Annotated in this window: 20 protein-coding genes and 1 riboswitch; of the genes, 15 read left to right on the forward strand and 5 right to left on the reverse strand. The window is 64.0% G+C overall.

Features of this window, described 5'->3' with window-relative positions; all coding sequences use genetic code 11:
- Positions 1-8 precede the first annotated feature (8 nt).
- A complete protein-coding gene (locus ACEUCR_RS11715) occupies positions 9-521 on the reverse strand; it encodes a glycine cleavage system protein R (RefSeq protein WP_041996227.1) in 513 nt (170 codons plus the stop codon).
- Between the two features lie 193 nt (positions 522-714).
- Between ACEUCR_RS11715 and ACEUCR_RS11720 the strand changes: the two genes are divergently transcribed.
- From ACEUCR_RS11720 to ACEUCR_RS11745, 6 genes are all read left to right on the forward strand, one after another.
- On the forward strand, positions 715-1653 hold the full coding sequence (locus ACEUCR_RS11720) for a DUF2726 domain-containing protein (RefSeq protein WP_408790307.1): 939 nt from the start codon (positions 715-717) through the stop codon (positions 1651-1653).
- 185 nt (positions 1654-1838) lie between these two features.
- Complete coding sequence (locus tag ACEUCR_RS11725; RefSeq protein ID WP_392444510.1) at positions 1839-3260, forward strand: sigma-54 dependent transcriptional regulator; 1422 nt, start codon at positions 1839-1841, stop codon at positions 3258-3260.
- Positions 3261-3367: 107 nt separating this feature from the next.
- Positions 3368-4402: a sensor histidine kinase gene (locus tag ACEUCR_RS11730; protein WP_408790309.1), complete on the forward strand. Its 1035-nt coding sequence runs from the start codon at positions 3368-3370 to the stop codon at positions 4400-4402.
- Entirely contained in the window at positions 4399-5781 is a 1383-nt protein-coding gene (locus ACEUCR_RS11735) for a sigma-54-dependent transcriptional regulator (protein ID WP_111872921.1), read from the forward strand. The genes ACEUCR_RS11730 and ACEUCR_RS11735 overlap by 4 nt, the downstream gene beginning before the upstream one ends.
- Positions 5782-5883: 102 nt before the next feature.
- On the forward strand, positions 5884-6645 hold the full coding sequence (locus ACEUCR_RS11740; RefSeq protein ID WP_111872922.1) for a Nif3-like dinuclear metal center hexameric protein: 762 nt from the start codon (positions 5884-5886) through the stop codon (positions 6643-6645).
- 297 nt (positions 6646-6942) lie between these two features.
- A complete protein-coding gene (locus ACEUCR_RS11745) occupies positions 6943-7290 on the forward strand; it encodes an Hpt domain-containing protein (protein ID WP_408790312.1) in 348 nt (115 codons plus the stop codon).
- 182 nt (positions 7291-7472) lie between these two features.
- Here ACEUCR_RS11745 and ACEUCR_RS11750 read toward each other — a convergent pair whose 3' ends face one another.
- Complete coding sequence (locus ACEUCR_RS11750) at positions 7473-8381, reverse strand: gluconeogenesis factor YvcK family protein (protein WP_408747335.1); 909 nt, start codon at positions 8379-8381, stop codon at positions 7473-7475.
- Positions 8382-8597: 216 nt separating this feature from the next.
- Here ACEUCR_RS11750 and ACEUCR_RS11755 point away from each other — a divergent pair, with 216 nt between their 5' ends.
- A complete protein-coding gene (locus ACEUCR_RS11755) occupies positions 8598-9791 on the forward strand; it encodes an FIST signal transduction protein (RefSeq protein WP_408790570.1) in 1194 nt (397 codons plus the stop codon).
- Positions 9781-11868: a PAS domain-containing hybrid sensor histidine kinase/response regulator gene (locus ACEUCR_RS11760; RefSeq protein WP_408790315.1), complete on the forward strand. Its 2088-nt coding sequence runs from the start codon at positions 9781-9783 to the stop codon at positions 11866-11868. Before ACEUCR_RS11755 ends, ACEUCR_RS11760 begins: the two co-directional genes overlap by 11 nt.
- 448 nt (positions 11869-12316) lie before the next feature.
- Here ACEUCR_RS11760 and ACEUCR_RS11765 read toward each other — a convergent pair whose 3' ends face one another.
- From ACEUCR_RS11765 to narQ, 3 genes are all read right to left on the reverse strand, one after another.
- Positions 12317-12892, reverse strand: a complete 576-nt coding sequence (locus tag ACEUCR_RS11765; RefSeq protein ID WP_408790318.1) for an LON peptidase substrate-binding domain-containing protein — start codon at positions 12890-12892, stop codon at positions 12317-12319.
- 104 nt (positions 12893-12996) lie between these two features.
- Positions 12997-13635 (reverse strand): two-component system response regulator NarL, encoded by a 639-nt coding sequence (narL, locus tag ACEUCR_RS11770; protein WP_041996255.1) that lies wholly within the window; start codon positions 13633-13635, stop codon positions 12997-12999.
- Positions 13635-15347 (reverse strand): nitrate/nitrite two-component system sensor histidine kinase NarQ, encoded by a 1713-nt coding sequence (gene narQ, locus ACEUCR_RS11775; RefSeq protein ID WP_111872926.1) that lies wholly within the window; start codon positions 15345-15347, stop codon positions 13635-13637. The genes narL and narQ overlap by 1 nt, the downstream gene beginning before the upstream one ends.
- A 70-nt stretch (positions 15348-15417) precedes the next feature.
- Positions 15418-15558, forward strand: a riboswitch (molybdenum cofactor riboswitch).
- On the opposite strand from narQ, the gene moaA reads away from it, so the two are divergent.
- The 7 genes from moaA to moaB all read left to right on the forward strand — a co-directional run bounded on the left by moaA (position 15546) and on the right by moaB (position 21990).
- Positions 15546-16529: a GTP 3',8-cyclase MoaA gene (gene moaA / locus ACEUCR_RS11780; protein WP_408760085.1), complete on the forward strand. Its 984-nt coding sequence runs from the start codon at positions 15546-15548 to the stop codon at positions 16527-16529. It overlaps the preceding riboswitch by 13 nt.
- Positions 16530-16771: 242 nt before the next feature.
- A complete protein-coding gene (gene napF, locus ACEUCR_RS11785) occupies positions 16772-17281 on the forward strand; it encodes a ferredoxin-type protein NapF (RefSeq protein ID WP_408774377.1) in 510 nt (169 codons plus the stop codon).
- Positions 17278-17574, forward strand: a complete 297-nt coding sequence (locus ACEUCR_RS11790) for a chaperone NapD (RefSeq protein ID WP_041996266.1) — start codon at positions 17278-17280, stop codon at positions 17572-17574. Before napF ends, ACEUCR_RS11790 begins: the two co-directional genes overlap by 4 nt.
- Positions 17571-20060, forward strand: a complete 2490-nt coding sequence (gene napA, locus ACEUCR_RS11795; RefSeq protein ID WP_408790321.1) for a nitrate reductase catalytic subunit NapA — start codon at positions 17571-17573, stop codon at positions 20058-20060. The genes ACEUCR_RS11790 and napA overlap by 4 nt, the downstream gene beginning before the upstream one ends.
- Positions 20061-20164: 104 nt before the next feature.
- The gene (locus ACEUCR_RS11800; RefSeq protein WP_041996271.1) at positions 20165-20620 is read left to right on the forward strand and encodes a nitrate reductase cytochrome c-type subunit; all 456 of its coding nucleotides are present in this window, start codon (positions 20165-20167) and stop codon (positions 20618-20620) included.
- Between the two features lie 94 nt (positions 20621-20714).
- Positions 20715-21305, forward strand: coding sequence for a cytochrome c3 family protein (locus tag ACEUCR_RS11805; RefSeq protein WP_041996274.1), 591 nt, complete (start codon positions 20715-20717; stop codon positions 21303-21305).
- 178 nt (positions 21306-21483) lie between these two features.
- Positions 21484-21990, forward strand: coding sequence for a molybdenum cofactor biosynthesis protein B (gene moaB / locus ACEUCR_RS11810; protein ID WP_041996276.1), 507 nt, complete (start codon positions 21484-21486; stop codon positions 21988-21990).
- The last annotated feature ends 2 nt before the right edge of the window (positions 21991-21992 follow it).

The following is a 21992-nucleotide window of genomic DNA, read 5'->3' on the forward strand; positions in this document are numbered from 1 at the left end:
CGACCCCATCAATCTTCCGCGTCTTGATCGATGTCGACCACCAGGTCGTCCGAGAGGGACTCCAGGGATTCGATCAGGGTCGAGAGTGCGAGGCCCTGGGGCAGGGAGACCAGGGTATGGGCATAGAAGAGGGGCGCGCCCGAGTGCGGGGCGGCCTCGCAGCCCGTGGTCAGATCGATGACGTTGGCCCCGAGCTGGCGCAATATGCTCGCCACCTCGTGCACTATGCCGGGTCTGTCGTTGCCGGTGACCGTCAGCATCAGCTGGCGTTCCGGCTCGGCGCCGAGCACCCCTTCGGCGAAGCTCACCTTGAGCCCGTCAAGCAGGGAGAGGGCCTCGCACAGGGGGCGATAGTGACTCTCGTCCACGCCGACCTGGAGGATGCCGGCAAACTGACCGGCCAGCTCGCTCATGGAACTGGCCAGCCAGTTACCCCCCTGGGCGCTGATGAGGGAGGCCAGCTCTTCCACTATGCCGGGTCTGTCCGTGCCGATGACGGTGACTACCAATTGCTTTTGCATCCTGCTCTCCTTGTGTGTGAGTCCATGTCATTGTGCCTGCCGTTGCAGGCCAGATGAACCCCCTGGCGGGGGCAAAACCGAAATTCTTCTGCCTGCCCCGCGTCCCGGTGGCGCTGGCATGAGGGATAGGGGTTGTCGCGTCTGGCTGTGGTAATATTATGCCCCTCTTTATGACTGTCGGATTGTTCCATCCATGAATGCCCTGCTGTTGCCCGGCCTGCTCCTGCTGGCCCTGGTTCTTGTCCTGCTGCTCTGGCGTGCCCGCCGTGCCAGGGTCGTCTCCTGCACCCTGCAAGAGACACTCATGTCCCCCGAGCGCCACCGTGAATTCGATGCGTTGCAGACCCTGCTGCAGGGGGAGGTCAGGCTGTTTACCCACGTCCGGCTCAAGGATGTGTTGCAACCTGGCAAGGGGGTCGGCAAGGGCAAGTGGCAAAAGCAGCTGCAGGCCCTGGGGGACAGGCAGTTTGATTATCTGCTCTGTCATCCCGAGGATCTCTCCCTGCTCTGCGCCCTGGAGCGACTGGCGCCGGGGCAGGGCAAGCGTCGGCCGAGCCGGGATCGCTGGTTGATGGCCCTGTGCGAGCGTGCCAGCCTGCCGTTGCTGGTGCTGGAAGGGGGCGAGCAGGGGGATCTGGAGGAGCTCAAGGAGAGGGTGCTGGCCCTGCTGGCCGAGGAGGAGGCGTCCCTGGAGACGCCGCTCTCCCCCGGGGGCGAGCGGCGCGAACCCACCTTCAATCCCGATGCCCTGGCATCGGTCGAGCTGGAGGAGACCCCCAGGGCCGGAGTTCGGGAGGAGCGGCCGTCGCCACGCCCTGCCGTGCGGGTCAGGGGCAAGCGCCACGAGCGGGCGCCGCAGGCGCCGCAGCATGACCCAGCCCTTGGGCCGCTCAGTGCCGCGCCGCTCGCCGCGCAAGACGAGGCGCCCCTGGCCACCTTCAGCGCCCTGCCCGGGGAAGAGGAGGCCGATTCCGCCGAACCGGCGGCAGCACCCCATGCCTGCCCCCGCTGCACCGCCCCCTTGCAGGCGCGCGAGGCGCGCAAGGGCCCCTATGCCGGCAAGCAGTTTCTGACCTGCACCCGTTTTCCCGAGTGCCGCTACGCGAGCCTCAAACAGACGCTGGAACCCTGAGGCCGGACCACAGAAAAGGATCTGATTGAATACTCTTGTTGCGACTATGCTTGCCAGGACACACTCTGGCGCGACAGTTTTTGACAAGGCGCCGGAATTTTGGCAGTTTGTGCGCCTTGTGACCATGGCTCCCCTGGCAGGGCATGGACGGGTATAACAAAAACACATGGTCGAGAGGGAAGGTTATGATGGCAATGGGCGTGCTGATAGTGGATTCGGATGTCGCTAGACGCCAGCAGCTGGGCACAGTGCTCTCCTTCATGGGACTGCCCTGGCAGGAGGTGGCTCCCGCGGATCTGGACATGGCCATAGAAGCGTCTAGCCCCCTGCAAGGGGTGCTGATAGGCGAGCTGGCGGATCGCCCCTTGAGCACGCTGCTCGAGCAGTATCCCCGTACCCCCTTCGTCTCCCTGATCGAGACCGAGCTGCCCAACAGCAACTTCATCGGTGTGGCCGAGGCGCCCTTCTCCTACGAATCCCTGACCCGGCACCTGCACTTCTGTCAGGCGTTCGTCTCCCTGCATCCCAGACAGCAGACCCATGACAAGGGGCAGACCCTGCTGCGCTTGCTGGTGGGCAAGGGCAAGGGGATCCAGGAGGTGCGCCGCCTCATCGGCCAGGTGGCCCAGACGGATGCCAACGTGCTGATCCTCGGCGAGTCCGGCACCGGCAAGGAGGTGGTGGCCCGCGCCATCCATGAACTCTCCGGCCGTGCCGACGGCCCCTTCGTGCCCATCAACTGCGGCGCCATCCCGGCCGAACTGCTGGAAAGCGAGCTGTTTGGGCACGAGAAGGGCGCCTTCACCGGCGCCATCGCGGCGCGGCGTGGCCGCTTCGAGCTGGCTCAGGGGGGCACCCTCTTTCTCGACGAGATAGGGGACATGCCGATGCCGATGCAGGTCAAGCTGCTGCGGGTGCTGCAGGAGCGGCTGTTCGACAGGGTCGGCGGCGGCAAACCCATCCAGGCGGATGTGCGCATCATAGCGGCCACCCACCGGGATCTGGAGGCCATGATCCGCACCCAGGAGTTTCGCGAGGATCTCTATTACCGCCTCAACGTCTTCCCCATAGAGACGCCGCCGCTGCGGGATCGGGCCGATGATATCCCGCTGCTGCTGCAAGAGCTGCTCAATCGCCACTCGGAGCAGCACCAGGGCTTCATTCGTCTGACCCAGCGCGCCATGGAGTCCCTGATGCAGTACCCCTGGCCCGGCAACGTGCGCGAGCTCTCCAACCTGCTCGAACGCCTGCTGATCCTCTATCCCCAGCAGATAGTGGATGTCGCCGACTTGCCGAGCCGTTACCGCCTGCTGCCCTGTGAGCCGCGAGATGCGCGCCTGACCGAGATGGATGAGCGCGATGCCCTGGCCGCCGTGTTCCAGGATCCCCCCGAGCTGGTGGTCGGTGCGTCGGGCAGCAACCTGATGCAGCTTCCCCAGGAGGGGGTCAATCTCAAGGAGATGCTGGCCGACCTGGAGGTGGAGCTGATCCGCCAGGCCCTGGAGTCCCAGGAGGGGGTGGTGGCCCGGGCCGCCGATCTGCTCGGCATGCGGCGCACCACCCTGGTGGAGAAGATGAAAAAATATGGCATGAGCAAGGAGGCCTAGGGTCAACCCCTTGACGCCATGTTTTTAACTACATGATTTATATCAAATAAATCACATGGCATAGAATTTGAATAACCTGATCGCATTCTTTGTTTGAGGTCAGGTTTATGACGAGCCAGCAGCAAGACAACCCGGTCCAGTCCCACGAAGTCAGTCAGCTCTATGCCATCTTCACGGCATTGCCGACCGGGGTGCTCCTGCTCGACGGTCAGGGGATCATCACCCGGGCCAATCCCGCCGCCCATGCCCTGCTCGGCGAGCCCCTGGAGGGGATGAGCTGGCGTGCCATCATAGGGCGCTGCTTCGAGCCACGGGCCGACGATGGCCACGAGATCTCCCTGCGAGATGGCCGCCGGGTGCAGCTCTCGACCCAGCCGCTGCCGGATCAGCCCGGCCAGCTGGTGTTTCTCACCGACCTCACCGAGACCCGCCGTCTGCAAGACAGGGTCAACCACATGAAACGCCTCTCGGCGTTGGGCAACATGGCGGCCTCCCTGGCCCACCAGATCCGCACCCCCCTGTCGGCGGCCATGCTCTATGGCGCCAACCTGGCCAACCGCACCCTGAAACCCGAGTCCCGCATCCTGTTTCAGCAGAAGCTGATGGCCAGGCTGCAGGATCTGGAGAAGCAGATAGGGGACATCTTGCTGTTTGCCCGCAGTGGCGAGAGCCAGGTGGTGGCCCCCCTCTCGGTCCAGGGGCTGCTGGCCGAGGTGCAGGCCGGCGCCGAGGTCTTCTGTGAACAGCAGGGTTGCCGGTTGCACATGGAGGCGCCCGAGCCGGATCTCTGCCTGCTGGCCAACAGCAGCGCCCTGGCGGGTGCCATCAACAACCTGATCGCCAACGGTGCCCAGGCGGGCGCCGATTCCCTCATGGTCAGCGCGGTGCGCTGCGACAACCGGGTCGAGCTGAGGGTGATAGACAACGGCAAGGGCATGAGCCATCAGCAGCTCGCCCAGATCTTCGAGCCCTTCTTCACCACCCGCAGCCAGGGCACAGGCCTGGGGCTGGCGGTGGTGCAGTCCGTGGTGCGCGCCCATCAGGGGGAGGTCAAAGTCGCCTCCGTCCCCGGTGACGGCAGCTGCTTCACCCTCTCGTTTCCCTTGCATCAACAGCCGCAGCAGCTTGGAGGTGTCGCATGACGCAAGCCCGTATCCTGGTGGTGGAAGACGACGCCGGTCTGCGCGAGGCGCTGATCGATACCCTGATGCTCGGGGGCTACCAGTGCCGCGAGGCCGAGAGCGGCGAGCGGGCCTTGCTGGCCCTGTCGCGTCAGCCCTTCGACATGGTGATCTCCGACATTCAGATGGGGGGCATGGATGGCCTCACCCTGCTGGGCAACATCCGCCAGGCCTACCCCCAGATCCCCGTGCTGCTGATGACGGCCCATGCCAACATAGATGGCGCCGTGCGCGCCATGCGGGAAGGGGCCATCGACTATCTGGCCAAGCCCTTCTCCCCCGAGGTGCTGCTCAATCAGGTGAGTCGCTATGTGCCGGCCCAGCGGGTGGAGAAGCGGGCCGTGGTCTACGGGGATCCCCGCAGCGCCGAACTGTTCCAGCTGGCGACCCGGGTCGCCCGCAGCGAGGCCACCGTGATGGTGACCGGGCCGAGCGGTACCGGCAAGGAGGTGCTGGCCCGCTATATCCATGACAACTCCCCCCGCAGCGAGCAGGCCTTCGTGGCCATCAACTGTGCCGCCATCCCGGAAAACATGCTGGAGGCGACCCTGTTCGGCTACGAGAAGGGGGCCTTTACCGGTGCCGTTCAGGGCTGTCCCGGCAAGTTCGAGCAGGCCCAGGGGGGCACGCTGCTGCTCGATGAGGTCACCGAGATGGATCTCTCCTTGCAGGCCAAGCTGCTGCGGGTGCTGCAGGAGAAAGAGGTGGAGCGGCTCGGCAGCCGCAAGATGATCCCCCTGGACGTGCGGGTCATCGCCACCAGCAACCGGGATCTGCACAAGGCGGTGCAGGAGGGGCGCTTGCGCGAGGATCTCTACTACCGGCTCAACGTCTTCCCCCTGCGCTGGCGTGCCCTGCGCGAGCGGCCCGGCGACATCCTGCCCCTGGCGGAGCACCTGCTGGCGCTCCATGCCCAGCAGCAGGGCCTGCCGACCCCCAGGCTGGCAGCCCAGGCGGCGGCCCGCTTGCTGGCGCACCCCTGGCCCGGCAACGTGCGCGAACTGGACAACGTGGTGCAACGGGCCTTGATCCTCTCCACCGAGGGCGAGATAGGCGCCTCCCAGCTGATCCTGGAGCCCGGCGCCGAGGAGGCCTTCTCGGCCCTGGCGGGGGAGCCAGGGGAGGGGCCGCAGGGTGTCGCAGCCGAACCCGAGCGTCCCTTGTGCGGCGATCGACTCGGCAGCGAGCTCAAGCAGCAGGAGCACCAGATCATCCTGGACACCCTCCACGACTGCAATGGCAGTCGCAAGGCGGTGGCCGAGCGCCTTGGCATCAGCCCGCGCACCCTGCGTTACAAGCTGGCGCAGATGCGCGAGGCCGGGATCCCGCTGCCCGTCTGAGTCGTTGCCCACCGCCTCGAACCCGCCGCCATGGCCTTGGTCGGCGGGCTCGATTATCATGGCCTTTTGTCATCGCGCCCGTGAGGGCACACAGAGGGGCCTATGATCCGCCGCCAAAAACTCACCAATCTGCTCAATACGCTGCTCGAACCCCACGCCATCAAGGACTACTGTCCCAATGGCCTCCAGGTCGAGGGTCGCGACGAGATCCGCAAGATAGTCACAGGGGTCACCGCCAGCCAGGCGCTGCTCGACGCCGCCGTGGCCCAGGGGGCCGACGCCATCCTGGTACACCATGGTTACTTCTGGAAGGGGGAGTCCGAGGTGATCACCGGCATGAAGCAGCGCCGCTTGAAGACCCTGCTCAGCCACGACATCAACCTGTTTGCCTATCATCTCCCCCTGGATGTTCACCCTGAACTGGGCAACAACGCCCAGCTCGCCCGCCTGCTGGACATCCAGGTACGCCGCGGCCTGGAGCCCTGGGACAAGAAGAGCGTCGCCATGGTCGGCAAGCTGGCCGAGCCCATGAGCGGAGAGGCCCTGGCGGCCAGGATCGGAGAGCGGCTGGGACGCACGCCGCTGCACTGCGGCGAGAGCGGCCCCGCCCTCATCGAGACAGTGGCCTGGTGTACCGGGGGCGGCCAGAGCTATATCACCCTGGCTGCCGAACAGGGCATAGATGCCTTCATCTCGGGGGAGGCCTCGGAGCAGACCATACACACGGCCCGCGAGATGGGGATGCACTTCTTCGCCGCCGGTCATCATGCGACCGAACGCTACGGGGTCAAGGCGTTGGGGGAGTGGCTGGCCGCCGAGCATGGGCTCGAGGTGATCTTCATAGACATCGACAATCCGGTCTAAAAAAATACCAGGGTAGATATCTACCCTGGTTCTTCGCAGCAGCCATACAGGCAAAAAGGGATGAGGTGTTGTCGAGCCGTGCTCTGTCTCATGGGGTGCATTGTTGCTTGAATGTTAATTTTGTTGCAACCCCTTTGTCGCGGCTCCGACGAGGCCCTGGGGCTATATGTGCGCGATTATTGAGCCCGATCACACTTTTGCCATCCTGCGCTCGTCGCTCTCTTGGGGACGATTTGACTCCCTTGTTAGCCGATAGCGATGTATGTTCTATTTGGGTACCACATTGCAGGAGGCAAGATGACACTGTTGGACGAGGCGGTTCTGGCCCAGTTGGCCGAAGACATTGGCGAAGAGATGATGCCCGTGGTGATCGAGGTATTTATCGAGGAGGTGGGGGAGCAATTGGCCCAGCTGCCACCCCTGTTCGAACAGGCCCAGTGGCACTCCCTGGGGCGACTCGCTCACAGCCTCAAATCCTCCTGCGCCAGCTATGGCGCCCGCCAGAGCCTGCAACAGGTGATCGCCCTGGAGCAGGCCTGCAAGCGCCAGGATAGCGCCGAGAGCGGCCTGCTCATCGGCCAGTTGCAGCAATCCCTGCCCCAGGTCTTCACCCAGTTGCACGACTACTGCCATCCCCCCGCCTGAGCCGCCTCCCATCCCCTTGCTCAGGTGCGCCCTTGCGTGAGACAGGCGTCGGTGCTGGCTGTGCCAATGCCAGGGGATCACCTGGTTCTGGGCTGCTTGTGGCGGCGACACGCCGTTATCAATGATGGCTGCGCCAGGGGATCACCTGGTTCCGGTCCGCCTGTGGCGGTGACACGCCGTGATCAGTGATGGCTGCGCCAATGGATGGCCTTGTCCAGAGCCGCCTTCAACCTGGCCCTGTCGTGGCGATGGGGCAGGGCGGTTTCCCCCAGATCGGCCGTCATCAGCAGGCCATCGAGCGCCGCCGGGTAGTGACCCTGCGGGCCTATGATGGCGTCGATGCGGCCGCTGCCAATCTGCTGCTCCAGCCAGCGCCACTGGGTCATGAGATCCATCTGGCCGGCGGGGCCCGGCTCGGCCACCAGATTGGTGATGAACACCAGGCGGGCCCGGCTCTGGCTGATGGCCTGGGCGATCTCCTCCAGCAGCAGGGGGGGCATGATGGAGGTGAGGAAGCTGCCCGGGCCCAGGATGATCATCTCGGCCTCGGCGATGGCATGTACCGCCTCCCGGGTCGCCGTGACTCTGGGACTGAGGGAAAGGGAGAGGGGCGGGCTCTCCAGCTGGTCGATGGAGACCTCCCCCAGGATCCGGTTGCCGCAGGCAGTGCGGGCACAGAGGTCGGTGGGAAATTCGGACATAGGAAGCAACTGGGTCTCTATTTTCAGCATGTTGCTGATGAGACGAATGGCGTCGAGGGGACGTACCGACAGGTTGTCCAGCGCCAGCAGGATCAGGTTGCCGAGGTTGTGCCCGGCCAGCTCGCCCCGACCGGCGAAACGGTGTTCGAACAGCATGCTGCCGATGCTGGGTTCGGTCACCAGCTGGTTGAGGCAGTTGCGCATATCTCCCCAGGCGATGCAGGCCTGGCTCTGGCGCAACCGGCCGGTGGAGCCGCCATCGTCCGTGGTGGTCACTATGCCGGTCAGGCGGGCCCCCAGGAAGGAGAGGGAGGAGAGCACCCGCCCCAGACCATGGCCACCGCCGATGGCCACCACCCGCTGGAAGTCATTGATATTTTTCTGCCACATAAGTGTCCCCGTGCAGGCTCATGATGGGCCTCATGTTGTTGTGCTCCCCGGCGTCGCCCCTGGAAGGGCGGCGGGATTTTTTTGCAAAGGGTATGACTTTTGCTTGGTTGCTGCACCTGATTTTCTTGCTCATGGCGGGGAAGGCGTGATCCGTCACATTCTGGCGGGCGTGCCGCTGTCATGACTGCCCCATCGACCAATGAGACCCAACAGGAGATAGCAGTGAACTTTCTGACGGCTCACTCCCTCGCAGCCAGCTCGGCCCTCGCCTGCCGCGAGGTGTGCGATCGCCTGGAGGAACTGGCCCCTGCCGCCGCACCATCCCTGCTGATCGTCTATTTTACCCAGGCCCACGATGCCGGCGTTCTGCGTCAGGCGCTGACCGGGCGCTACCCCTGTGTCCGCCTCATAGGTTGCAGCTCCTGCCACGGGGTGCAGACCCAGAGCGGTTATCACAGTGCCCATGGCTGGGGATTGGCGGTGGCGGCCCTGTTCGATGAGAAGGGGTGCTACGGGGTCGCCGGGGGGTTGGGGGAGGCGGTCGACATGCGGGCTCTGCTGCACGGCGCCATGGCCGAGGCGGGGCGCCCCGGCGAGCTGCCGGCCATGGTGCTGCTGCACGCGAGCCCGGGTCGGGAGGAGGAGCTGCTCGCGGCCATCGAGGAGGAGTTCGGGTGCCGGGTGCCCGTGGTGGGGGGCTCGGCCGCAGATGATGCCATCCGCGGCGACTGGCAGCTCTGCTGGCAAGGGGGGGAGGGGCGAGAGGGGGTGGTGCTGGCCCTGCTCTATCCCGACTGCGAGCTGGCGTTTCAGTTCCACTCCGGCTATCTGGCCACCGCCCGGCATGGTCTGGTGACCGCGTGCGACGGGCGCGAGGTGCTGACCATAGATGGGGCGCCGGCTGCCTGGGTCTATGCCAACTGGCGCGGCCTGGCCCCCTTTCCGGTGGGGCCCATCCTGGGCCAGAGCACCCTGGCCCCCCTGGCGCGCCAGCGGGGCACCCTGGATGGGGTGCCCTATTACAAGCTCTCCCACCCCGAGGCCGTCACGGCCCGGGGCGGCCTGCGGCTCTTCACCGCCATCGAGCCGGGGGAGCGGCTGATATTGATGCATGGCAGCGCCGAGGGGTTGCTGGCCCGCAGCCTGGCGGCGCACATAGCACCCGGCTACGGTGGCTGCGACGCCGTGCGTCCCCTGGGGGCCCTGCTCATCTTCTGCGCCGGCTCCCGGCTCGCCCTGGGGGAGCGGATCCAGGGGTTTGGCAGCCTGCTCGAGGCGCAGCTGGGGGCCATCCCTTTCATTACCCCCTTCACCTTTGGCGAGCAGGGACGGCTGCCCCATGGGGAGCTGGCCCATGGCAACCTCATGGTCTCCGCCGTGGTGTTGCTGGGAGGTGCCGATGCATCCTGAGGCGGGCAGTGACAGCAAGGCGCTGGAAGCCCTGAACGACAAGCTGCAAGCAACCCTGGTGGAGCTGGTCCATTGCCGTGCCCGGGAGGCCCAGTACCGGCAGGAGTCCCAGACCCTGCTGGCCGGCCTCGGCGCCCTGGCCGATGCCCGCACCCTGGAGCAGGTGCTGCTGAGCCTGATCCGCAGCCTGCAACCCTTCATCGGCTTCGAGCAGGCGGATGTCCTGAGCTGGGAAGGGGAGGCCGGCGTCACCCATCTGAGCACAGAGCCCGCCGAGTGCGGCCAGGGCTGGCGGCATTCCTCCCTCTTCGCCCGCGCCCTGGAGGGGGAGACCCTGGTCATCTATGACCCGACTCAGCTGCCCGAATTTGCCGGGCTGGCGGGCAAGCCGGGCTGGGCCAGCCTGATGCTGACCGGCCTGCATGCCCCGGGCTTTACCGGCATACTGCTCTGCCGCCACTCGGTCAGGGGAGGGTTGGATCTGCAGAGCAAGGCGGCGCTGGCCCGCTGCCAGCCCCTCATCTCCCAGGCTCTGGTCAACATCGCCTATCGGGCCCGGCTTCAGCAGCAGGTGGCGCTCAAGACCCGGGAGCTGCAGGCGAGCGAGCGCCGGTTTCGCCGCTTCGCCGCCATGGCCTCGGACTGGTTCTGGGAAACCGATGGCGAGCACAGGCTCAGTTATGTCTCTGCCCCCGGCTATGAGGGGGGAGTCATGACCATGGAGACGGGTCGCAGCCTCTACGAGGTGACCCATGAGCGGGAAGGGGAGCCGTGGGAGAAGTACCGCCGCCTGGTGGAGGGGCGCCAAGCCATCCGCGCCGAACGGGTACGCATCAATGCCGGCGGCCTGGTGCGCTGGATGGAGGTGAACGCCGAACCCTTGTTCGACAGGCAGGGCCATTTCTGCGGTTACAGTGGCACGGCGCGCGACATAGGGCGCCAGATAAGGCGCGAGCAGGAGCTGGCTCAGGCGCGGGATCAGGCCGAGGCCGCCAACCGGGCCAAGTCCCAGTTCCTGGCCATGATGACCCACGAGATCCGCTCTCCCATGAACGCCGTGATGGGTATGCTGGATCTGCTGCAGCACGAGGGGATGGCCCCGGCCCAGCAGACCTTGCTGGATCACGCCTCCCACTCGGCCAGGCTGCTGCAGACCATCATAGATGACGTGCTCGACTTCTCGAAGATAGAGGCCCACAGCCTGGCGCTGCACTGCGAGCGATTCACTCCCCGCCCCCTCAGCCAGGCCATCATGGAACCCTGGCAGGCTCAGGCCAGGGAGAAGGGACTCACCCTGACCTGCGAGCTGGATAAGGCCCTGCCCGAGGCCCTGTTCGCCGATCCCGTGCGCCTGTCCCAGATCATCAACAACCTGCTTGGCAATGCCCTCAAGTTTACCGAGCAGGGGGGCGTGGTGCTCAAGATCGGCTGGCGGGACGAGTGCCTGCGAGTCGAGGTGCAGGACACGGGGATCGGCATCGCCGAGGCGGATCAGGCCCGCCTGTTTGAGCCCTTCACCCAGGTCGACAGCTCGGCCACTCGCCACCGCGCCGGCACCGGCCTTGGCCTGAGCATCAGCAAGCGGCTGGTCGCCCTGATGGGGGGCGAGCTCTGTCTCACCAGCCGGCTCGGGGTCGGCAGCTGCTTCTGGTTCTCCCTGCCCGGTCTGGGCCTGCCCTGCGAGAGCGAGGTGCGGGCGAGCCCGCCCAGCAACGCACTGCGCCCCCTGGACGTGCTGGTGGTGGAAGACAGCCCCATCAATCAGCTGGTGGTCTCCCTCATGCTGGAAAAGCTGGTGAGCCGGGTGCGGCTTGCCGGCAATGGCCTGGAGGCCCTCGCCCAGGTGGCAGAGCAGGCGCCGGATCTCATCCTGATGGACATGCGAATGCCGCAGATGGATGGACTGGAGGCGACCCGCTTGCTGCGCGAGCTCGGTTACCGCATGCCCATAGTGGCGCTGACCGCCAATGCCATGGCCGAAGACAGGGCCTGCTGCCTGACCGCAGGCATGACGGACTTCCTGGCCAAGCCCATCAGCCTCGCCCGGCTGCGTGACTGCCTGCAACGACACTGCTGAATGTCATGGCGCCGTCATGGTGAGGGGGCTGAGTGGACGGGGAAGAGGGGGCTGAGTGGACGGGGAAGAGGGGGGAATGGCAGGCAAAAAAAATGGTCAACTGGGTAGTTGACCAATTCTTCAGCAAATACTGAAGAGAGCACGGGATAAATCGGGTTGTATAAAGCTATATGAAAAATACGTGCCAACTTTTCCATGTCGAACCATGTGCCGCGATGGCGGGCTGGAGCAGGCCTCAGCTGAACATTCACCGCGGGCACCTGCCGGTGTTTGACAGGTGATATTTGCAAATTGCGAATATCTTCTTTTCATTATGAGATTTTTCGCATTATGCAATTGATCTCGTCGGCCCCTTCTCCCGGCGCTTGCTGTCAGTGGCCAACACCCCATCCTTGTCCTGTCAGCACCCCGTCAGCAAGCCATCAAGGATCCGGATGGCCTTATCCCGTCAGCGAGCAATCAAGCGACGAAGGAACTGTCTGGCGGCCTCGCTATTTTGCTTGGCGATCAGCATCTGCTTCTCGTAGATGGGCATGGGCAGTATCTCCAGCCAGCGCTGGCATAGCCAGGTGGCGTCTTCGAACTGCTTGTCCGGGTAGAGCTCATCGAGCTCTGGATATTGCTCGAACACCTCTCGCAGCCGGTCGGCCAGCAGATCGTCGCTGAAGTCGCTGTGGATGCTGGGCCAGTTGGGCAGAGGTTCCACCTCGGCGCGGCACAGCCCCTGGGCGTCTGTGGTCATGCTGTGGATGCAGAAGCGATCCAGCCCCAGTACCGTGACCCCCAGCAGACCGTCATTGAGGGTATAGAAGTCGGTCACCTTGACCCGGGTGCCAACGGGGAGTATGCGCCCGGCGGTGCCCGCCGAGGTCGCCTCTTCCATCACTATGCCAAAGCCTCGGTCTTGTTCGAACGACTCCTTGAGCATCTGCAGGTGGCGCGGCTCGAACAATCGCAGTGGCAGCTTGCCGCCCGGCAGTATGTGGGACGGCAAAGGGAACAGTGCAAGTTGGGTATTTTTCATGTTCCGTCCTCCATTGAGTCATTGCTGAATATGACAATGCAGCGACTGTGCCAGAGGATGAAAAAAGCCACCTGGCGGTGGCTTTTTGGGGGGAGAAATGGCCCTTAGTGGCGCTGTTCCAGGTACATGACGGCGGCCTCGACCCGGCTCTGGGCCTCGAGTTTCTTGAGCAGGCTCTTGACGTGTACCTTGACGGTGCCCTCGGAGATATGGAGCACGGAAGCGACCTGCTTGTTGGAGAGGCCCTTTGCAATCTCGCGCAGTATTTGCATTTCGCGACGCGTTAAGCTCTCCAGCTTCTGCTGCAGGTGATCCAGCTCGTAGATGTTCTCCAGGTAGGGGCGCAGCGGTTCGCTCAGGATCTGCTGCCCTGTCATCACCTCGCCGAGCTGGGCCAGCAGCGCCTCTGGCTCTGTGTCCTTGAGCAGGTAGCCATCGGCGCCGGCCTTGAGCAGGGCGACCACATCCTGGCGGGCGTCCGACACGGTCAGGATCACCACCCTGGAGGTGATCTCCTCGGCGCGCAGGGCCTTGAGGGTATCCAGACCGGAGAGGCCCTTCATGTTGAGATCGAGCAGGATCAGGTCCGGTTCGGACGCTTTGGCCATGGCGATGGCATCAGTGCCGTTGGATGCCTCGCCGCATAGCTCCATATTCTCTTCCAGCGCCAGGAGTTGAACTATCCCCTTGCGCATCAGGGGGTGGTCATCGACCACCAGAACCGTGTATTTCATCTCGTCCATCAGGCATCTCTTGTTAGGCTGGTGGGAAAGGTCAGGTGCACCCGGGTGCCCTTGGGGTGACCGTTGCCGATCGTCAGCTCCCCGTGGAGCTTGCTGGCCCGCTCGTTCATGATGCTGAGGCCATAGTGGTTGATGGCCGAGCGGGCGTCGCCGATCCCGACTCCATCATCGGTGATCTGTATCTGGATGTTACCATCGGCGAGGGTCTCACAGCTAACATCAATCAGTTGCGCGTTGGCGTGCTTGATGGCATTGAGCACTGCCTCACGGATCAGTTGCAGAATGTGGATGTGCTGACCCGCCTCCAGGTTGGCGTGGGCCAGACCGTAATGAAGCCTGATCTCGGCCTGGGTCTGGGGTTTGAGCTGGTCGAGCATGACGCCGATCGCCTCGCCGAGATTGACATCGCCGATGCTGAGGCGAAAGGTGCCGAGCAGCTCGCGCAACTGGCGGTAGGCGCTGCCAAGCCCCTCGTCGATCTGCTCCATGGCGGCCTGGGTCTTGTCGTTGTCCCCCTTGGCGAAGGCCCGCTTGAGCAGGGTGGACTGGATCTTGAGGTAGGAGAGGGCCTGGGCCAGGGAGTCGTGCAGCTCGCGGGCGATGACGGCGCGCTCTTCCATCAGCAGCAGTCGCTGCTGCTGCAACAGGGTCTGATCCTTGTGCAGCACCTGGGCCAGCAGCATGGAGAAGTTCTTCATCAGCCGTTCGTCGATGGGGTGGCGACTGATGAGGTCGAGGCGGCCAAACTCCCTGTCCCCCATCTGCAGGTCGAAGTGCTCCATGGCCTCGAGATCCCCGGGCCAGCCGCTGCGCCCGGTCAGGTAGACGGGCATGGCGTCGTGCTCGAAGCGGGTCAGGCGGATGTGGGCTATCTGCTGGTGGGCGGCGGCCCTGTCCAGCAATTTCTGCAGGGTATGGCTGCTCAGGGGGGCGGCGTGCAGCTTCTGGGCCGTGGTGTAGAGGAAGGAGAGGGTGTCGTTGGCCTGCTGCAGCTTGGCGGTCTTCTCCTCCACCTTGCTCTCCAGATCCCGATAGAGCTTGCCAAGCTCGGTGGCCATGATGGCGAAGGCGCCTGACAGCTCCCCCAGTTCGTTGTCACAGTGGGGGGGCAGGGTGAGATCGAACTCCCGGCGCTGGATCTGGCGGGCGCAATGGACCAGCTGATTGAGGGGCGCCACCACCTGCTGGCGGGTGAAGCGCACCGTGAACCAGGCGATGGTGATGATGGCGATGAGCCCCAATCCCTCGGCCAGGGCCAGCATGCGCACCTTGAACTCCACGTGATACTGCATCTGGTTGACGAAATCATCGATGGCGGCGACGAACTGCTCAGTGTTGTCTATGTAACGCTGGGGTGTGGCCTGCTCTATGTGGCCGCGCATCAGCTGCCACTGGCGCAACACCTCGCCATAGGTTAGACGCAGGGCCGCCGGGGTGATCCAGCGCTGGGTCTCTTGCAGCTCCTCGGCGTTGAGGGTCTGCTCGAACTGCTCCAAGCGCTTGATGGCGGCCTGGCCCTGGCCAATCTCGTAGGCCATGCGGTAGGCCTGCATCCGCAGGGAACCCGACAGGTTGATCGCCTTGGCGTCCGGCACCGAGTAGAAGAGGGTGACCATGGCCACCAGGGCGATCAGGCTCGCCATGAACAGGATCAGCATCATGGAGCGGCCTATGGCGCTGCTGACCGAATGCACTCTGAACCATTGTCCCATGGCGCCGCTACCCCTTCGAAATACCCCATAAGTTGCGTGGGAGTGTACTCGAAGTTGTGCTAGCATCGAAAAACTAGATGAACTCCGAGCATTTTCACCTAAGTCTTCGGATAGGGGGGGAATCGCCGACAGCCGAGGTATCGCGCTGTAAGGGTCAGGAAAGAAATGCCCTGGCCTCCCGTATTTGGAAAGGTGTTTATGTTGCCACTCGAAGATGGTTTTTCCCGTCGCTTTTACTATTTGCGCCTGTCGGTCACCGACGTGTGCAATTTTCGCTGTACCTACTGCCTGCCGGACGGTTACCGCCCTTCGGATGGGCGCAAGTCGTTTCTCTCTCTGGACGAAATCCGCCGCATCGTGTCCGGCTTCGCCGCCATGGGCACCCGCAAGGTGCGCCTGACCGGGGGCGAGCCCTCCCTGCGCCGTGATTTCACCCGCATCATAGAGACGGTGGCCAATACCCCGGGCATCGACAAGGTGGCCATGACCACCAATGGCTATCGCCTGAAAGAGCGGGCGGGCGAATGGCGCGCCGCCGGCCTGACGGCCCTCAATGTCAGCGTCGACAGCCTGGATCCGCGCCAGTTCCACCAGATCACCGGCGAGAACAAGCTGGAGGAGGTGATGGCGGGGATAGAGGCCGCCCTCGAGGCGGGTTTCCCCTCGGTCAAGGTCAATGCCGTCTTGCTCAGGGGGCTCAACGATCATCAGCTGGATGCCTTCCTGGCCTGGATCCGCGACAAACCCATCGACCTGCGTTTCATCGAGCTGATGCAGACCGGCGAGATGGACAGCCTGTTTCGTGATCGACACGTCAGTGGCGAGCAGATCAAGGCGAGACTGCTGACCCAGGGTTGGCTGACCCAGCTGCGGGGGGTGGACGACGGCCCGGCCCAGGTGTTCCAGCACCCGGCCTCCCGGGGGCGCATCGGCCTCATCATGCCCTACAGCAAGGACTTTTGCGCCGGCTGCAATCGGCTGAGGGTCTCCTCCGTGGGCAAGCTGCACCTGTGTCTGTTTGGCGAGCAGGGGGTGGAGCTGCGGGATCTGCTGGCGGGTGACGAGCAGCAGGATGCGCTGATCGAGCGCATCCGCACCGCCCTGCTCGGCAAGGCGGCCACCCATCACCTGCACGAGGGCAATGCCGGCATGACGCCCCACCTCGCCTCCATCGGCGGCTGAGTCAGCGGCGGCTCAGGTCGCGATCCCATCACCTCATTGGGGGTATCCTGCGGGATATCCCTTTTTGTTATTTGCGGCAAGGGTTTGATCCAGCGCAATAATCCCCCCTGTTTATCCCCCTGGTGGTATATCCCTCCGCTTGTTGAGTCCGCAATATAGGCCCACTATCAGAATAGGTATTCAAGATACCCTTCTTCTTTCGCCTGGCGATGTCGGGCTTTCGGGGCTCACAAGGAGTGGATATGTCCGATGGGGTAAACCTGTCACGCCGACACCTGCTACGCGGCCATCTCAAGGCTGCGGCCCCCGCCGTCCAACTGCCCTGGTCACTGCCCTGGCCCGAATTTGTTGCCGATTGCAGCCGTTGTGGCGACTGCCTGAGTGCCTGCCCGGAGCAGATCATCATCAAGGGCGATGGCGGCTTTCCCGCCCTCGACCTGGGCCTGGGCGAGTGCAGCTTCTGCGGTGACTGTGCCAGCGCCTGCCAGGAGCCCCTGTTTCGCCCGAGGGATCAGCGTCCCTGGGACTATATTGCACAGATAACCGAAGGCTGCCTGGCCAATGGTCAGGTCTATTGTCAGCGTTGCCAGGACAGTTGCGAGGCGAGGGCGATCCGCTTTATCCCCGTCTTGGGGCGTGTCCCCACCCCGAGCGTGGATGCGGACCTGTGCACCGGATGCGGTGCCTGTGTCGGCGACTGCCCGGTGGGCAGCATCAAGGTGGCCAGCCCGGCCCACAAGGAGCACGAATGAAATCCCATTCCGCCGATGAGCACCCGGAGCAGGAGTATCACGTCTCCAGCCTGGTGGTGCTGACCCAGCCTATGTTGCGCCATCGGCTCGCCGAGCAGATTGGCGCCCTCGACGGGGCCGAAGTGCATGTGATCAGTGAGGAGGGCAAGCTGGTGGTCACCCTGGAAGGACCCAGTCAGCGGCCCATCATGGCGGCCATCGATGCCATCCAGGCCATGCCAGGGGTGCTCTCTGCCGGCCTCATCTACCACCAGTTTGATAACAACGATAAGCAATGTGAGGAAATGTCATGAAGCTGAGTCGACGCGACTTTATGAAGGCCAACGCGGTCGCAGCCGCGGCGGCTGTGGCCGGTGTCAGCGCCCCCACCCTGGCGGCAAACCTGATCACCAGTACCGACAAGACCGCCATCACCTGGGACAAGGCGCCGTGCCGCTTCTGCGGCACCGGCTGTTCCGTGCTGGTGGGCTCCCAGGCCGGCCGCGTGGTGGCGACCCAGGGGGATCCCGATGCCCCGGTCAACCGCGGTCTCAACTGCATCAAGGGCTACTTCCTCTCCAAGATCATGTATGGAGAGGATCGCCTGACCCAGCCCATGCTGCGCATGACCAACGGCAAGTTCGACAAGAATGGCCAGTTCGCCCCCATCAGCTGGGATCAGGCCTTCGACATCATGGCCGAGAAGTTCAAGGCCACCCTAAAAGAGAAGGGCCCGACCGCGGTCGGCATGTTCGGCTCGGGTCAGTGGACCGTATGGGAAGGCTATGCCGCCGCCAAGCTGATGAAGGCGGGTTTTCGCACCAACAACCTGGATCCCAACGCCCGTCACTGCATGGCGTCCGCGGTGGTCGGCTTCATGCGTACCTTCGGCATGGACGAGCCCATGGGCTGCTACGACGACATCGAGCAGGCCGACGCCTTCGTGCTGTGGGGCTCCAACATGGCGGAGATGCACCCCATCCTCTGGTCGCGCATCTCGGATCGCCGCCTCTCCCACCCGGATGTGCAGGTGCACGTGCTCTCCACCTTCGAGCATCGCAGTTTTGAGCTCGCGGACAACGGCCTGGTGTTCACGCCCCAGACCGATCTGGCGATCCTCAACTACATCGCCAACTACATCATCCAGAACGACAAGGTGAACTGGGACTTCGTCAACAAGCACACCCAGTTCCGCAAAGGGGTGACCGACATCGGCTACGGCCTGCGTCCGACTCACCCGACCCAGCAGAAAGCCAAGAACCCGGACAGCGGCGACTCGACCCCCATGAGCTTCGACGACTTCGCGAAATTCGTGGCGGATTACGACCTGGAGTCCGTCTCCAAGCTCTCCGGCGTTCCCAAGGACAAGCTAGAGAAGCTGGCTCAGATCTATGCCGATCCGGACAAGAAGGTGGTCTCCTACTGGACCATGGGCTTCAACCAGCACACCCGCGGCGTCTGGGCCAACAACCTCTGCTATAACATCCACCTGCTGACCGGCAAGATCTCCCAGCCGGGCTCGGGTCCCTTCTCCCTGACCGGCCAGCCCTCCGCCTGCGGCACGGCGCGGGAAGTGGGCACCTTCGCCCACCGTCTGCCCGCGGACATGGTGGTCACAGACCCGAAACATCGCGCCATCGCCGAGAAGATCTGGAAACTGCCGGAAGGCACCATCCCGGAGCAGGTGGGCTATCACGCCGTGTTGCAAAACCGCATGCTCAAGGACGGCAAGCTCAACGCCTACTGGGTGATGTGCAACAACAACATGCAGGCCGGCCCCAACATGAACGAGGAGGGGCTGCCCGGTTATCGCAACCCGGCCAATTTCATCGTGGTCTCCGACCCTTACCCGACCGTGACCGCCCAGGCGGCCGACCTCATCCTGCCCACCGCCATGTGGGTGGAGAAAGAGGGGGCCTACGGCAATGCCGAGCGCCGTACCCAGTTCTGGCACCAGCAGGTGAAGGCGCCGGAAGGAGCCAAGTCCGACCTGTGGCAGCTGATGGAGTTCTCCAAGCGCTTCACCGTGGAAGAAGTGTGGCCGGCGGAGCTCATCGCCAAGATGCCGGAAGTGAAGGGCAAGACCCTGTTCGACGTGCTCTACGCCAACGGCCAGGTGAACCAGTTCCCGAAAGAGCAGAGCAAGGGGGCCCTGAACGACGAGGCCGAGCACTTCGGCTTCTACGTGCAGAAGGGCTTGTTCGAGGAGTATGCCTCCTTCGGTCGCGGTCATGGTCACGATCTGGCGCCGTTCGATCAGTATCACGAGGCGCGCGGCCTGCGCTGGCCCGTGGTGGACGGCAAGGAGACCCTGTGGCGCTATCGCGAAGGGTTCGACCCCTATGTGAAGGCAGGCGAGGGGGTGCGTTTCTACGGCAAGCCGGACGGCAAGGCGGTGATCTTCGCGCTGCCCTATGAGCCCGCCGCCGAGGCGCCGGACCAGGAGTTCGACATGTGGCTCTCCACCGGCCGCGTGCTGGAGCACTGGCACACCGGCACCATGACCCGTCGGGTCCCCGAGCTCTATCGCGCCTTCCCGGATGCGGTGCTCTTCATGCACCCGGAAGATGCCAAGGCCCGCGGCGTGCGCCGTGGCGAGGAGGTGATCGTCTCCTCCCGCCGAGGCGAGGTGAAGACCCGGGTCGAGACCCGCGGCCGCAACCGTCCCCCCAAGGGGCTGGTGTTCATGCCCTTCTTCGATGCGAGTCAGCTGGTCAACAAGCTGACCCTGGATGCCACGGATCCGCTGTCGAAAGAGACGGATTACAAGAAGTGCGCGGTCAAGGTCGTCAAGGCCTGAGGCGACGGGAGATAAGCGCCCCTGCCCCCCGCTTGCGGGGGCACGGGCTCGCTGCCCAGGGGGCCTGATTGGCCCTTTGTGGAAAAATGTTCGGAGAATCAATAATGAAGAAGCTGATTGGAGCAATGCTGGCCTGCCTGATGGCGGGGAGTCTGATGGCCGCCCAGGGGCAGATCACCACGGAGAGCGGCGGCGTCAAGTCACTGCGCAACAGTGCGGATCTGGCGGTGGAGGCCCCGGCTGCCCAGCTGAAGAATTTTCGCAAGGACGGCGACCTTTACGATCGCCAGTACATGCATCAGCCGCCGCTGGTCCCCCATGACATTCGCAACTACGAGATAGACACCAAGGTCAACAAGTGCCTGGCCTGTCACAGCTTCAAGAATGCCAGCGTCATGAAGGCCCCCAAGATAAGCCCCACCCACTTCGAGGCCCGGGACGGCATGACCCTGGGGGAAGTGTCGCCCCGTCGCTACTTCTGCCTGCAGTGCCATGTGCCGCAAGCGGATGCCAAGCCGTTGGTGGGCAACAGCTTCAAGCCGGTCGAAGCCCTGAACTAAGGAGTCCATAGATGAAATTATCCGGCTTTTGGCAGTGCCTTCGAGACACCTTCAAGTCCCCCTTGAATGAAGCCCTGAACTGAGGAGTCCACAGATGAAATTACCCGGCTTTTTACAGCGACTCTGGGTCACCTTCAAGTCACCGTCGAAGGCGGCGCTCTGGGTACTGCTGATGATGGGCTTCTTCGGCGGCGTCATCTTCTGGGGCGGCTTCAACACCGCCATGGAGGCCTCCAACACAGAGGCCTTCTGCACCAGCTGCCACGAGATGAAGGACAATGTGTTCGTGGAGTACCGCGATACCATCCACTACGCCAACCGCTCCGGGGTGCGCGCCAGCTGCCCCGATTGCCACGTGCCCCATGAATGGACCTACAAGATCATTCGCAAGGTGCAGGCATCCAAGGAGCTGTGGGGCAAGATGACCGGCAAGGTGGATACCCGCGAGAAGTTCGAATCCCATCGCCGGGAGATGGCGGAGCGGGAGTGGAAGCGGATGAAGGACACGGATTCGCGCGAGTGCCGCAACTGCCACAACTTCGAGTACATGGATTTCTCCCTGCAAGGCAGGCGCGCCGCCCAGATGCACTCCACCAACCTGGCCAGCGGTGAGAACACCTGCATCGACTGCCACAAGGGGATAGCGCACCAGCTACCCGACATGACAGGGGTCAAGGGATTCTGATCCCGCCCACCCAGAACGAGAGGCCGGGGGATCCCGGCCTCTTTGCATCGGGGTCTTGCCCCGGGCAGGCCGGGCTCCCACCCCGGATGAAACTCCCCCTTTCCCATCAACCTTTGTTAGAATCGGCGACTCGCCCGGCGCAAGCGGGCCGCCTTCTGTGCAGTAACGGAGTCAGACCATGGCACAACAGAACCGGACTTTTCTTCCCCTCAACATTGCCGTTCTGACGGTGTCGGACAGCCGCACCGCCGCCGATGACAGCTCGGGCGACTATCTGGTCGACGCCCTGACCGAGGCCGGCCACCGCCTGGCCGATCGCGCCCTGCTGGCCGACAACCTGTTCCGGATCCGGGCCCAGGTGAGCCAGTGGATCGCCGATGAAGGGGTGCAGGTGGTGCTTGTCAACGGCGGCACCGGCTTCAACGAGCAGAACCGGGTGCCCGAGGCGGTCGGCGTGCTGTTCGAGCGCACTGTGCAGGGCTTTGGCGAGCTGTTCCGCCAGCTCTCCTTCGCCGAGATAAAAGGCTCGGCCATGCAGAGCCGCGCCCTGGCGGGGCTGGCCAACAAGACCCTGATCTGCTGCCTGCCGGGCTCCACCGGCGCCTGCCGGCTCGGCTGGGAGCAGCTCATTCGGGATCAGCTCGATGCCCGCACCCAGCCGTGCAACTTTGTCTCCCACCTTTGAAC

The organism is Aeromonas bivalvium (genome assembly GCF_046078285.1).
GTDB classification, from domain to species: domain Bacteria; phylum Pseudomonadota; class Gammaproteobacteria; order Enterobacterales; family Aeromonadaceae; genus Aeromonas; species Aeromonas bivalvium.